Below are 13332 nucleotides of genomic sequence, written 5' to 3' on the forward strand. Positions count from 1 at the left end.
AAGTTATGCCTGATGACCATAGCAAGTCGGTCCCACCCCTTCCCATCCCGAACAGGACCGTGAAACGACTTTGCGCCGATGATAGTGCTGCAACCAGTGTGAAAGTAGGTTATCGTCAGGCTAGTTATTAGAAAAGCCCCGCTCAGTTGATCTGAGCGGGGCTTTTCGCTTTGGGCGAACAGTATTCAACGATCGGGCAGGTCAATCCGGACTATTCTGCAATTTTTCCCTCTACCTTCGTTGCCGTATCTATACTGAGGCTTCTCTTTGCCACTTCTGGATACCAATGACGCTTCCATTCTCATTCCTGCTGAGGCGACTGACCCTGCTCGCGGCGATGATGTCGTCCAGTGCTGTACTGGCACAAACACTGCCTGCCGGTTGCGAAATGAACGAGCAGCAAACTGTCCCGCTTACCTTCACCGATGACATGCGGCCACTTGTCGATGCCAGCATCAACGGCAACCTGGTGTCGGCAATGCTCAATATCGGCTCGGGACAGCATACGGTTCTCAACAAGAAAATGCTGGATCGTTTTGGCATCAAGGTACGTCATGTCACGAGCAGTGTCTTCCGTAAAGAAGGTGAGGGAGAGTCGAGTAACAATATCACCAGCAATCTCGTGTTCAGGGAGGGACTCTCTGCCTTCGTCGACGACTTCTCGTCAGGTGTCGTCAAGGGCAAAGCAGCCTCGTTCCCGGTCGAGGATTTTATCGATGACGCGTTCGGGGCCAGGATTGGCGCAGGCAGCTTGTTACAGGCGGATCTCGAGATCGCTCTCGACGAAGGTTTCGTCAAGCATTTCAAACCGCGCGGATGCAATACCGCGCACCTTGCCTACTGGGACCCGGCAGCGATATCGGTCCCGATCATTGTCGACGTCTGGAAGCGCGATCCGCGACCGCTGCTGCGCATCCAGATCAATGGCAAGGACGTTTGGGCACTATTATCGACCGCGACCCCATACTCCTATCTCCCACTCGTCGCAGGCAGCCATCTGGGACTGACCCCGGCATCGCCCGGCGCCGCGCGGGAACAGCCTGTGCCAGGCCATGGCCAGGACCAACCGGTATGGCGCATTCCCGTCCAGCAGATGGCGATTGGCGGGATGGAGATCAAGGATTTCGATATGCGTCTCGTCGAGCTGGGGTATTCGGGCGAGATCGCAATCCTGGGCGCCGACTTCCTGCAGCGCCATCGGGTTTATATCGCCATGGGACAGAGGCGGGCGTATTTCTCTGCAGTCGAGATAGACGCCAACCGCAAACGCGGTTCGGTGGATGTCATTCCGCTTCCCGACAATTAACGTATGCCCAAGGCGCACGTATTACTGCGCCGTCACCGTCACCGGCTCCACCGTCTTGACCACGTCCTGCCCGCGACTGATGCTGTCGCCATCGTCACGGCGCAGGCGCCAGAAGACCAGGGACGAGAACAGTGTCAGGATTGCCAGCGCCATGAACCCGTGGTGCATCGCCTGCGTCACTTGCCCCTGATTCGTCTGTGACACGTCACCCAGGAACCACGCGGTAACGAGCGAGCCTGCTGCCAGGCCAAAGCTCATCGACAATTGCTGCAGAGAGCTCGAGATCGTGCTCGCCATGCTGGAGTCCGCCGGCTCGATGTCGGCATACGCCAGCGTATTCATGCTCGAGAACTGCAGCGAGTTGAAGAACCCCAGCATCAGGCTGATGCACACGATCATGATCAATGGTGTGCCGGCATCGACCAGCGTGAACATGGCAATCGTCACGCCAATCATGATCGTATTGGCCAAGAGCACCTGGCGATACCCGAAGCGCGCCAGTAACCGCGGCGCGAACAGCTTCATCCCCATCGCGGCCAGCGCCGACGGCATCATCATCAGCCCCGACTGCCATGCCGGCATGCCCAGGCCCAACTGATACAACAGCGGCAGCAGGAACGGCAGGCCGCCCACGCCAAGACGGGTGACAAAGCCACCCAGAACCGCGATACGGAAGGTGCGCACCTTCAGCAGCGTCAGGCGCAGCAGCGGAAACTTTATGCGACAAGCGTGCCAGGCGTACGCGCCGAGCAGACTCAATGCCAGCAAGAACAGCAACCCGGCCGTCATGCCGCTGAGTGTGTGCTCACCAAACACTTCCAATACCCACGACAAGAGCGCCGTGCCGCTGCTGAACAGGAGCAGGCCAACGACATCGAGCGGGCGTCGCTGCTCTGCGCGGTAATCCGGCATATGGCGCCAGACAAAATACAGCGCGATCAAGCCCACCGGAATATTGACAAAGAAGATCACGCGCCACGACGTCCAGCTCACGATCAGGCCGCCAATCGTCGGCCCCAACAGCGGCCCGATCAGCGCCGGAATGATCACGAAGTTCATCGCCCCCAGCAATTCGTTCTTGGGAAACGTGCGTACGATCGCCAGTCGCCCGATCGGAATCATCATCGCGCCGCCCAACCCTTGCAGCAGGCGTGCGCCCGTCATCATGTGCGCATTGAGCGACAGGCCGCACAACACGGAGGCAAAGGTGAAGATCGCGATCGCAGTGAAGAAAACGCGCCGCGTGCCGAAGCGGTCGGCCATCCAGCCACTGAGCGGAATCCCGACGGCCAGGCCCAGGATATAGCTGGTGACAACCGATTTCAGGCTCAGCGGCGTGACACCGAGACTGGCGGCAATGCTGGGAATAGCGGTGTTGACGATGGTCGCATCGAGCTGCTCCATGAACAGGGCGATGGCGACAAGCCAGGGAAGATAACGTTTGAGGGTGGGCGAAGGAGTCAATCGGGCCTCGAAAAACAGCGCGCGGACAGCGCCGCGAAAGGCCCGATTGTGTCACGAATTGCTATTTGCCCGCGCCATATACCCACAGTGGATGCGAGTATGCGGCGGGCAACCAAACACATCAGAAGCGGTAAGCAGCCTTGGCGACCAGCCAGTTAGCGCCGGCATTCGGGCTCTTGATGCTGCCGTTCGAATAGTGCTGGTACTTCAGGCCGAAGTCCCACTTGGCGGTGGTGTAGCCCACACCAATATGGTCGCCGAACTGGAACGCCGTCGAGAGTTCCTTGTCTTCATTCTTGTACAGCGTCGACAGCAGGTTCAGGCCGATACCGATTTCGCCGTACAGGCCCAGCTTGTTATCGTTCTGGTAGCGGAACACCGGCGTAAAGCCCAGCACGCCGATATTCTTGTTGCGGCCGCGGACGTTCTCGTACGAGTTCAGGCGCCACAGGGCCAGGTTCGTTTCAAAATAGCCCGACAGATGGCGGCCATTGCTGGCAAACCAGCGCTTGTCCCAGTCGGACTGGATCGCGACACGGCCCATGCGCTGTTGCGGATTGGTGCCGTATTCGAACGAGACGGAGTCGATATAGCCATTGGCCACGGTGGACTGGGCAAACGCGGCAGGCGCGCACAGCGCGGCGCTGGCCAGCGCCAGCATGCTGATTTTTTTGAAAGTGATCATGGTCTACCTGGAAAGGGGGAGGGATGACAGTTTGAACAATGCGGTATTGTACTAGCGAGAACAATAGCGTGCTGCCAGCCACGCAAGCGGGCAGCGCGGGTATCATAGGCGCCCGCCGCAACGACATCGATCAATACTCATGGCCGAACCAACCATCACCCCGCTGTATCCTTTGACCGCGCCAATGCAGCGCCAACCGGACACCGTCGTGCTGCCGCATGACCCGGTCGCCGAACACATTGCCACGCACCTCGGCGCGCCCGCGCTGGTCTTCCACGAGACAGACGCCGGCGCCATCCAGGTCGACATCCACGTGATCGGCCCGACCCCGGCCTTCCCATTTGTGCGCCTGGTGACTTCGGGCATGAGCAGACGCCCGATGACGACGCCGGAAGGCGCGCCGCCGTTCGCCGAACTGATCATGACCTTGCCGGCGGACTGGCAGCTCGATGAAGCGGCGGTCAAGGAAGAGCGCTGGTACTGGCCAGTCGCGTTGATGCGCCACCTGGCGCACTATCCGCACAACCAGGGAACCTGGATTGGCCTGGGTCATGCGATGCCCAATGGCGCCCCGCCCAAGCCATACACCGACAGCGTCGGCTTCTGCGGCGCCATCTTGCTGCCGCCGGTCTCGGCGCCGGAACCATTTCACTCGGTGACGGTCGACGGCAGGGACGTCTATTTCCACTGCGTCGTGCCGTTGTTCAAGGAAGAACTGACGTTGGCGCGTCACCGCGGCTTTGCCATCCTGATCGACAAGTTCAACGACAAGAACGTCACCGACGTCGTCGATCCGGCGCGCAAGAACACAGTTAAAAAGAAATTCCTCGGCCTGTTTTAGGCGAGAAAAAAGGCCGGGCGCATGCCCGGCCTGCCACGCCATCAGCCAACCGGCAGACGCATCTCCGCCAGGCGCACCCAGTAACTCGCGCCAATCGGCAGCAGGTTGTCGTTGAAGTCATAACTTGCATTGTGCAGCTGGCACGGCCCAAGACCGTGCCCGCCAGCGCGATGGTCGCCTTCGCCATTGCCGATAAACACATAGCATCCCGGCTTGGCCTGCAGCATGAAGGCGAAATCCTCGGCGCCCATGGTCGGTTCGACATTCGCATTGACCCGGCCCGGGCCCACTACCGCGCGCATCGCCTCGATCGCGAACGCCGTGTGTTCGGTGTGATTGACCAGCGGCGGATAATTGCGTTTGAAGCCGAAATCGATCGTCGCGCCAAAGCCGGCCGCGATCCCGCCCGCCATTTCTTCCATGCGACGCTGGATCAGGTCGAGCACCTCGGTCGTAAACGTGCGCACCGTTCCCACCAGCACTGCTTCGTCCGGAATGATGTTGGTCGCACTGCCCGCGTGGATCTGGGTGATCGACAACACCGCCGTGAGCAGCGGATTTTTTTCGCGCGAGATGATGGTTTGCCACGCTTGCGCGATCTGCACCGCGACCATGATCGGATCGATGCCGCGGTGTGGCTGCGCCGCATGGGCGCCCTTGCCGCGCACGGTCACGCGAAACTCGTTACTCGACGCCATCATCGGCCCGTCGACCACGGCGAACGTGCCCTCGGCGATGCCTGGCCAATTGTGCATGCCATACACGGCGTCCATCGGGAATTGCTCGAACAGGCCATCCTCGATCATGCGCCGCGCACCGCCGCCGCCTTCTTCGGCCGGCTGGAAAATCAGGTACACGGTGCCGTCGAAGTTGCGGTGCTGCGCCAGGCGTTGTGCGGCGCCCAGCAGCATCGCGGTATGGCCATCGTGGCCGCAGGCGTGCATCTTGCCGGCGTGGGTCGATGCGTGCGCGAAGCCATTGAGTTCTTGCATCGGCAGTGCGTCCATGTCGGCGCGCAGGCCGATCGCGCGCGCGGACGTGCCGTTCTTGATGATGCCGACGACGCCCGTCACGCCCAGCCCGCGCACGACGGGAATGCCCCACACTTCGAGCTGGTCGGCCACGATCTGCGCGGTGCGGTGTTCTTCGTAGCTCAGTTCGGGATGCGCGTGCAGGTCGCGCCGGATTGCCTGGATTGCGGCGTGCGACGCCAGGATAGGTTCAACCAGTTTCATGATGTTCTCCGCGATGGGGACCTCGGTGACGCTGCCGCGCGCTGCCTCGCGTGATGCGATGCAGGCAGGGGGAGCTGGAGGCCCCTCGGTTATCTTGCCACCCTTGCATGGCATGGTTTTAACTATTGTAGCGTGCCTTAAACAGACTTGACAGGGGAGGTCACGAAGCCCGCCCGAATCGTATAAAGTATTGGTTTCACGCAGTTTTTTCAGCGCAGCCTGCATTTTCAAGCCCAAATAACAATATGACCACCACCATCGTCCGTGCGACCTGTCCCCACGATTGCCCCGATACCTGCGCGCTGCTCGTCAAAGTCGAGAATGGCGTCGCGACAGAAGTGAAAGGCGATCCGGAGCATCCCACCACGGCCGGCGTGTTGTGCACCAAGGTCTCGCGCTATGTCGAGCGCACCTACCACCCGGACCGCGTGCTGTATCCGATGCGCCGTGTCGGCCGCAAGGGCGAAGGCAAGTTCGAACGTATCACGTGGGAAGCCGCCATCGACGAAATCGCCACGCGCTTGAGCGCCATCGCGGCGCGCGACGCCCAGGCGATCCTGCCATACAGCTATTGCGGCACCATGGGCCTGGTGCAGGGCGAATCGATGTCGCTGCGCTTCTTCAATCAACTGGGCGCATCGCTGCTCGATCGCACCATCTGCGCCACCGCCGGCGCCACCGGCTATCGCTATTCCATTGGTAGTTCGATCGGCACCGACCTCGAACAGTTCCAGAACGCCAAATTGATCCTGATCTGGGGCGGCAACCCGATCGCCTCGAACCTGCATTTCTGGATGCGCGCGCAAGAAGCCAAGCGCAATGGCGCCACGCTGATTGCCATCGATCCGTATCGCTCCCTCACTGCCGAAAAATGTCACCAACATATTGCGCTGCTGCCTGGCACGGATGCGGCGCTGGCCCTGGGCATGATGCACGTGCTGATCAAGGAAGATTTACTCGATCACACCTACATCGACAAGCACACGCTCGGCTTCGAGCCACTCAAGGCGCGCGCCCTCGAATGGACGCCCGAACGCACCGCCGAAACCTGCGGCATCACGGTCGATGAAGTGGTGAGCCTGGCGCGCCTGTATGGCCAGATCGTGAAGAATGGCGAGGCCGCCGCGATCCGCATCAACTACGGCATCCAGCGCGTGCGCGGCGGCGGCATGGCGGTGCGTAACATCGCCTGCCTGCCGGCCCTGGTGGGCGCCTGGCGCCAGCCGGCCGGCGGCATCCAGCTGTCGAGCTCGGCGTCGTTCCCGACCAACCGTCCGGCGCTGCAACGCCCGGATCTGCTGGCTGGCCGCACTCCGCGCACAATCAATATGACCACGATCGGCGACGACTTGCTGAGGGACAGCGCGCCCGATTTCGGCCCGAAGATCGAGGCCGTCATCGTCTACAACGCCAACCCGCTGGCGATCGCGCCCGATTCGCGCAAGGTGCAGCAAGGCTTCGAGCGCGAAGACCTGTTCACTGTGGTGCTCGAACACTTTCACACCGACAGCGCCGACTACGCCGACATCCTGCTGCCGGCCACCACCCAGCTCGAACACGTCGATGCGCACCTGGCCTACGGCCACCTGTACATGATGGCCAATAACGCCGCCGTGCAACCGGTGGGCGAATCGAAGCCGAACACCGAATTCTTCCGCCTGCTGGCAGCGCGCATGGGCTTTACCGACCCGTGCTTTGCCGAGAGCGACGACGCCATCGCCGCCAAGGCCTTCGACAGCAAGGATGCGCGCGCGGTGCACTTCGACTGGGAATCGCTCAAGCGCACCGGCTGGAGCAAACTCAAGATGCCCGACGCGCCGTTTGCCGAAGGCGGTTTCACGACGCCATCGGGCAAATGCGAGTTCTTCTCCGAGAGCATGCTGGCCGACGGCCTCGATCCGGTGCCGACGTATATCCCGCCGTACGAGTCCGTCGCATCGAACCCGGCGTTGGCGAAAACCTATCCGCTCGCCATGATTTCTCCGCCGGCGCGGAACTTCCTCAACTCAACGTTTGTCAATGTACAGAGCCTGCGCGCAACTGAGGGCGAACCGCACCTCGACATCCACCCGTTTGATGCCGCCGCACGCGGCATCGGGCACGGTGACATGGCGCGCATTTATAACGACCGCGGTTCGTTCCTCGCCCGTGCACGCGTGACCGACAAGGCGCGCGCTGGATTGGTGGTGGGCTTGTCGATCTGGTGGAAAAAACTGGCCACCGACGGCAAGAACGCCAACGAAGTCACCAGCCAGCGTTTGACCGACATGGGCCGGGCGCCCACTTTCTACGACACCCTGGTGCAGGTTGAAAAAGCTGCGCCCCCATTGCGAGATGACACCCTCTAGATTCTCACTGGCCTTCCGGCCCCTCATGGCCGCGGCAGCTGCGGCCCTCATGTTGACAAGCTGCTCATCCCTCTCGTACTACACCCAGGCCGCGCAAGGCCAGCTGCAATTGCTGTCCGACGCGCGCCCGATCGACGACTGGATCGCCGATACCAGCACCAACGTCAAATTGCGCCACCGCCTCGAGGCGGCGCGCCAGATCCGCCGCTTCGCGATCGGCGAAATGAAGCTGCCCGATAACGGCAGCTACACCAACTACACGAGTTTGAAACGCCCCTACGTGCTGTGGAACGTGGTGGCCACGCCCGAGCTGTCACTCAAACCAATTCAATGGTGCTTTCCGGTGGCCGGCTGCGTGAATTACCGCGGCTACTACAGCAAGAGCGACGCCCAGGCGTATGCCAGGCAACTGCGCGCGCAAGGCCACGATGTGGAAGTGAGCGGCGTAAGCGCTTATTCGACGCTCGGCTGGTTCAGCGATCCGTTGATGTCGACCTTCATCAATTACCCGGACGCCGAACTGGCGCGCCTGATCTTTCACGAACTGGCGCACCAGGTGGTGTACATCGCGGGCGATTCGCAATTCAATGAATCGTTCGCCAGCGCCGTGGAGCAGGCTGGCGTGGAAGCCTGGCTCGAACGCTTTGGCAACCCGGCGATGAGCGACGCCTATGACCGCTACAAGGCGCGCAAGAGCGACTTCCTGGCCCTGCTGCTGCGCTATCGGGGCGAACTCGAGCGCACCTACAAGAGCATGGAGCCGGACGACACCAAGCGCGCCACGAAAGGGCGCCTGTTCATCGCCCTGCAAAACGACTACCAGGTGCTCAAGGCAAACTGGGGCGGCTACGCCGGTTATGACCGCTTCTTTGCCGAGCCGCTGTCCAATGCCCACCTTGCCTCGGTGGCGACCTACAACGATCTGGTGCCGGCATTTCGCGCATTGCTGCGGCGCGAGAAGACCTGGAACGGGTTCTACAAGGCCGCCAACCGCATCGCCGCACTCGATAAGGAAGAGCGAACCCGTGTCTTGAAGCGCCTGGCTGCGACGACGCCGCCCGGCATGCAGGTGGTGCAGCGCACCATCGGAGCTCTGCCGTAGAGGGGCGGTTCCAATCGGCGTAAAACCGCTTGCGTACACGGGCGCTGCCCGATAGCATCACACCCAGCGATAGCAAAGGCATAAGCTTCGTGCGCATGCGAGCCGGCAACATAGCACGGCCGCCGACAAGAACGATCACGATCCGATCAGGATCACGAGACAGAGGCAACCCATGGACAAGATTTGGCTGCAGTCGTATCCCCCGGGCGTGCCCGCAGAGATCAATCCTGATCAGTACTCATCCCTGGTGCAGTTGCTGGAAGAATCCTTCAGCAAATTCGCAGACCGCAATGCCTTTGTCTGCATGGACAAGTTCATCACCTACCGCGAGCTCGACGCCTGTTCGCAAAAGCTCGCTGCCTGGCTGCAAAGCCGCGGCCTGACGCCGGGCGCGCGCGTGGCGATCATGATGCCCAATGTTCTGCAATATCCGATCGCGCTGGCCGCCGTGCTGCGCGCCGGCTACGTCGTCGTCAACGTCAACCCGCTCTACACCGCGCGCGAACTCGAACACCAGATCGCCGACTCGGGCGCCGAAGCGATCATCGTGCTGGAAAACTTCGCCCATACCGTGCAGAAGGTGATGGGCAAGACCCCGCTGCGCCACGTGGTGGTGGCCAATATGGGCGAGCTGCTGGGCGGCGTCAAGGGCATGGTGGTCAACCTCGTCGTTCGCCACGTCAAGAAGATGGTGCCCGACTTTTCGCTGCCGAACATGGTCACCTTCAAGGATGCGCTGGCGCAGGGCGCCCGCATGACCTTCAAGCCGGCCACGCTCAAGGTGGGCGACGTCGCCTTTTTGCAGTACACGGGCGGCACCACCGGACCGTCGAAAGGCGCCACGCTTACGCACCGCAACGTGATCGCCAATGTGCTGCAAAGCGAAGCGTGGTCGCAGCCGGCGCTGGGCGAAGCGGGCGGCGAGCAGCTCACGATCGTGTGCGCGCTGCCGCTGTATCACATCTTCGCGCTGACCGCGTGCGCCATGTGGGGCATCCGCATGGGCGCGCTGAACGTGCTGATCGTGAACCCGCGCGATATCCCCGGCTTCGTGAAAGAGCTGGCCAAGTACCGCTTCAACATGCTGCCGGCGGTGAACACGCTGTACAACGCGCTGGTAAACAACCCTGATTTCGCCCACCTCGATTTTTCGGGCCTGCGCATGTGCAATGGCGGCGGCATGGCCGTGCAAAAAGCCGTGGCCGACAAATGGCGCGATGTCACGGGCGTGGCGATCATCGAAGGCTACGGCTTGTCGGAGACATCTCCTGTGGCCACCTGCAACCGCGCCGACGGCACTGAATTTACCGGCACCATTGGCCTGCCGGTTCCATCGACCGACATCGCCATCATCGACGACGACGGCAAGCACATGGCCCTGGGCCAGACCGGCGAGATCGCGATCCGCGGCCCGCAGGTCATGCTCGGCTACTGGAACCACCAGGGCGAAACCGACAAGGTCATGACGACCGACGGCTTCTTCCGCTCGGGCGACATCGGCGTCATGGATGCGGGCGGCTACGTCAAGATCGTCGACCGCAAGAAGGACATGATCCTGGTCTCGGGTTTCAATGTCTACCCGAACGAACTCGAAGGCGTCATTGCCGGCCATCCGGGCGTGCTCGAATGCGCCGTGATCGGCGTGCCGGATGCCCATTCGGGCGAGGCGGTGAAGGTATTCGTGGTAAAAAAAGACCCGGGCCTCACGACGGACGACCTGCTGGCCTACTGCAAGCAGGAGTTCACCGGCTACAAGCGACCGAAGTACATCGAGTTCCGCGACGAGCTGCCCAAGACCAACGTCGGCAAGATCCTGCGCCGCGCGCTGCGGGATGAAAAGCAGGCCGAGGCGGTGGCGTAAAAAAATCAGGTAGCGTCAGATACGTCGTTCCCGCGCAGGCGGGAACCCAAGTTTGCCGGTGTTGACGATACGCCGGCAAAATTAGGTTCCCGCCTTCGCGGGAACGACGTTTTTAAGCCCACAGGGCGGTATGTGCGTTTTATTGGCATTAACAAGGAAGGCAGTGGAATACATGGACAAATTCTGGCTCACGTCGTACGAGAGCGGTGTACCGGCGGAGATCGATGCGACGCAATACCGCTCGCTGTCGCATTTGCTGGAAGAGGCGTTTCGCAAGTACGCCGACCGCAAGGCCTATGCCTGCATGGGCAAGTCCATCACGTTTTCCGAACTCGACACGATGTCGCAGCGCATGGCCGCCTGGCTGCAGGCCAAGGGCCTGAAACCCGGCGCGCGCGTGGCGCTCATGATGCCCAACGTGCTGCAGTATCCGGTGGCGCTGGCCGCCGTGCTGCGCGCCGGCTACGTCGTCGTCAACGTCAACCCGCTCTACACCCCGCGCGAGTTGCAGCACCAGCTGGCCGACTCCGGCGCCGAGGCGATCGTGGTGCTCGAGAACTTCGCGCACACGCTCGAGCAGGTGATAGGCCAGACTGCGGTCAAGCACATCGTGCTGGCCACGATGGGCGACCTGCTGGGCGGCGTGAAAGGCACGCTGGTCAACCTGGTGGTCCGCAAGGTCAAGAAGATGGTGCCGGCCTACTCGCTGCCAAGCGCCATTGCCTTCAACAAGGTGCTGGCCGAGGGCGCGCGCGAGACCTTGGGGCCGGTCGCGATCGGCCATGACGACATCGCCTTCCTGCAATACACGGGCGGCACCACGGGCGTCTCGAAAGGCGCGGTGCTGCTGCACCGCCACGTGATCGCCAACGTGCTGCAGAACGAAGCCTGGTTCGCGCCGACCCTCAGCCGCATGAAGGCAGGCGAGCAGGCGCAGTTCGCGTGCGCGCTGCCGCTGTATCACATCTATGCGCTGACGGTCTGCGCGCTGCTCGGCCTGCGCGTAGGCGGCATGAACCTGCTCATTCCGAACCCGCGCGACATCAAGGGCTTCATCAAGGAGCTGGGCGGCTACCGCATCAACATCTTCCCGGCCGTGAATACGCTGTACAACGGCCTGCTGAACAACGACGATTTCTCCAGGCTCGATTTCTCGGGCCTGATGGTGTGTCCGGGCGGCGGCATGGCGGTGCAAAAAGCGGTGGCCGACAAGTGGCTCAAGACCACCGGCATCCCGATCGTCGAAGGCTACGGCTTGTCCGAGACCTCGCCCGTGGTCACTGCCAACCGCTGCGACATCAGCGACTTCACCGGCACCATCGGCCTGCCGCTGCCATCGACCGAACTGCGCATCCTGGACGATGCCGGCAACGCCGTCCCATTCGGCACCGCCGGCGAGATCGCCGTGCGCGGCCCGCAAGTGATGGCCGGCTACTGGCAGCGCGACGACGAGACGGCCAAGGTCATGACGCCGGACGGCTTCTTCAAGACCGGCGACATCGGCATCATGGACGAGAAGGGCTACACACGCATCGTCGACCGCAAGAAGGACATGATCCTGGTCTCGGGCTTCAATGTGTACCCGAACGAAGTCGAAGGCGTGGTCGCGGCGATGCCCGGCGTGCTGGAAGTGGCGTGCGTGGGCGTGCCAGACCAGAACTCGGGCGAAGCGGTCAAGCTGTACGTGGTGAAAAAGGACGCGAGCCTCACCGCCGACCAGATCACCGCGTTCTGCAAAGAGCAGCTGACCGGCTACAAGCGGCCGAAGTTCGTCGAGTTCCGCGAGACGCTGCCGAAGACGAACGTCGGCAAGATTCTGCGGCGTGAACTGCGGGATGAGAAGAAGCCGGGTTGATTTTTAATCTATCTTGGCGCGACTGACTTGGATCCCCGCCTTCGCGGGGATGACGTGCTGGGGCAAGCTGCTAACGCAAGTCGTGGCGACTAGCCTCTGAACGTCGTTCCCGCGGAGGCGGGAACCCAAGTTGCACGCACCCCCTATCGCATCACCGGTTCGCAATCAGCGATTCCAGCGGCGGCAACTGGCGCGGCTTGCGATCCGGGCCCGTGGCCACATACGTCAGCGTCGCCTCGGTCACCTTCACCACCTCCGCCGCCAGTCGGTTGCGCTCGGCGTACACCTCCACGAACACCGTGATCGACGTATTGCCCACCTTGGTGATATCGGCATAGAACGACAGCAGGTCGCCCACGAACACGGGATTCTTGAACAGGAACGAGTTCACGGCGATGGTCGCCACGCGGCCATTGGCGCGGCGCGTGGCCGGCAGCGAGCCGGCCAGGTCGACCTGCGCCATGATCCAGCCGCCGAACACATCGCCATACACATTGGCGTCGGAAGGGGCGGGCATGACCCGCAGTTCCGGCATCTTGCCGGCGGGGAGTCGAACGGTGCTGGGCGTGGTAACGGTATTTTCGGGCGTGGTCATCGTGAATTCTCGGTAAAAGCTACAATCGACCCGAATTGAA

The 13332-nt window shown here is 61.9% G+C and carries 10 protein-coding genes and 1 rRNA gene; 7 read left to right on the top strand and 4 right to left on the bottom strand.

Features of this window, described 5'->3' with window-relative positions:
• Nucleotides 1–8 precede the first annotated feature (8 nt).
• Nucleotides 9–121, top strand: a 5S ribosomal RNA gene (rrf, locus tag AB2N08_RS04555).
• 165 nt (nucleotides 122–286) lie between these two features.
• Nucleotides 287–1306 carry a retropepsin-like aspartic protease gene (locus tag AB2N08_RS04560; RefSeq protein WP_367609449.1) on the top strand — a complete coding sequence of 340 codons (1020 nt, stop codon included), beginning with the start codon at nucleotides 287–289 and terminating at the stop codon, nucleotides 1304–1306.
• Between the two features lie 21 nt (nucleotides 1307–1327).
• Here the strand turns inward: AB2N08_RS04560 and AB2N08_RS04565 are convergent, their stop codons facing one another.
• Entirely contained in the window at nucleotides 1328–2770 is a 1443-nt protein-coding gene (locus AB2N08_RS04565; RefSeq protein ID WP_367609450.1) for a DHA2 family efflux MFS transporter permease subunit, read from the bottom strand.
• A gap of 121 nt (nucleotides 2771–2891) precedes the next feature.
• Complete coding sequence (locus AB2N08_RS04570) at nucleotides 2892–3455, bottom strand: acyloxyacyl hydrolase (RefSeq protein ID WP_367609451.1); 564 nt, start codon at nucleotides 3453–3455, stop codon at nucleotides 2892–2894.
• A 139-nt stretch (nucleotides 3456–3594) separates the two neighbouring features.
• Here AB2N08_RS04570 and AB2N08_RS04575 point away from each other — a divergent pair, with 139 nt between their 5' ends.
• The gene (locus tag AB2N08_RS04575; protein WP_367609452.1) at nucleotides 3595–4296 is read left to right on the top strand and encodes a suppressor of fused domain protein; all 702 of its coding nucleotides are present in this window, start codon (nucleotides 3595–3597) and stop codon (nucleotides 4294–4296) included.
• A 41-nt stretch (nucleotides 4297–4337) separates the two neighbouring features.
• On the opposite strand, the gene AB2N08_RS04580 is transcribed toward AB2N08_RS04575, so the two are convergent.
• A complete protein-coding gene (locus AB2N08_RS04580) occupies nucleotides 4338–5531 on the bottom strand; it encodes a M20 aminoacylase family protein (RefSeq protein ID WP_367609453.1) in 1194 nt (397 codons plus the stop codon).
• A gap of 245 nt (nucleotides 5532–5776) precedes the next feature.
• On the opposite strand from AB2N08_RS04580, the gene AB2N08_RS04585 reads away from it, so the two are divergent.
• From AB2N08_RS04585 to AB2N08_RS04600, 4 genes are all read left to right on the top strand, one after another.
• Entirely contained in the window at nucleotides 5777–7879 is a 2103-nt protein-coding gene (locus AB2N08_RS04585; RefSeq protein ID WP_367609454.1) for a molybdopterin-containing oxidoreductase family protein, read from the top strand.
• Between the two features lie 25 nt (nucleotides 7880–7904).
• The gene (locus AB2N08_RS04590; RefSeq protein WP_367609455.1) at nucleotides 7905–8981 is read left to right on the top strand and encodes an aminopeptidase; all 1077 of its coding nucleotides are present in this window, start codon (nucleotides 7905–7907) and stop codon (nucleotides 8979–8981) included.
• Nucleotides 8982–9153: 172 nt separating this feature from the next.
• Complete coding sequence (locus AB2N08_RS04595; protein WP_367609456.1) at nucleotides 9154–10842, top strand: long-chain-fatty-acid--CoA ligase; 1689 nt, start codon at nucleotides 9154–9156, stop codon at nucleotides 10840–10842.
• A 172-nt stretch (nucleotides 10843–11014) separates the two neighbouring features.
• Nucleotides 11015–12697, top strand: coding sequence for a long-chain-fatty-acid--CoA ligase (locus AB2N08_RS04600; protein ID WP_367609457.1), 1683 nt, complete (start codon nucleotides 11015–11017; stop codon nucleotides 12695–12697).
• 151 nt (nucleotides 12698–12848) lie between these two features.
• Here AB2N08_RS04600 and AB2N08_RS04605 read toward each other — a convergent pair whose 3' ends face one another.
• Nucleotides 12849–13292, bottom strand: coding sequence for an acyl-CoA thioesterase (locus tag AB2N08_RS04605; RefSeq protein WP_367609458.1), 444 nt, complete (start codon nucleotides 13290–13292; stop codon nucleotides 12849–12851).
• Nucleotides 13293–13332 lie beyond the last annotated feature (40 nt).

This window comes from Massilia aurea, assembly GCF_040790145.1.
Lineage (GTDB): Bacteria > Pseudomonadota > Gammaproteobacteria > Burkholderiales > Burkholderiaceae_D > Telluria > Telluria aurea_C.

Coding starts and splice junctions, on each gene's coding strand:
- AB2N08_RS04600 (WP_367609457.1), top strand. CDS start 11,015: ATGGACAAATTCTGGCTCACGTCGTACGAGAGCGGTGTACCGGCGGAG.
- AB2N08_RS04560 (WP_367609449.1), top strand. CDS start 287: ATGACGCTTCCATTCTCATTCCTGCTGAGGCGACTGACCCTGCTCGCG.
- AB2N08_RS04580 (WP_367609453.1), bottom strand. CDS start 5,531: ATGAAACTGGTTGAACCTATCCTGGCGTCGCACGCCGCAATCCAGGCA.
- AB2N08_RS04605 (WP_367609458.1), bottom strand. CDS start 13,292: ATGACCACGCCCGAAAATACCGTTACCACGCCCAGCACCGTTCGACTC.
- AB2N08_RS04590 (WP_367609455.1), top strand. CDS start 7,905: ATGGCCGCGGCAGCTGCGGCCCTCATGTTGACAAGCTGCTCATCCCTC.
- AB2N08_RS04570 (WP_367609451.1), bottom strand. CDS start 3,455: ATGATCACTTTCAAAAAAATCAGCATGCTGGCGCTGGCCAGCGCCGCG.
- AB2N08_RS04575 (WP_367609452.1), top strand. CDS start 3,595: ATGGCCGAACCAACCATCACCCCGCTGTATCCTTTGACCGCGCCAATG.
- AB2N08_RS04585 (WP_367609454.1), top strand. CDS start 5,777: ATGACCACCACCATCGTCCGTGCGACCTGTCCCCACGATTGCCCCGAT.
- AB2N08_RS04595 (WP_367609456.1), top strand. CDS start 9,154: ATGGACAAGATTTGGCTGCAGTCGTATCCCCCGGGCGTGCCCGCAGAG.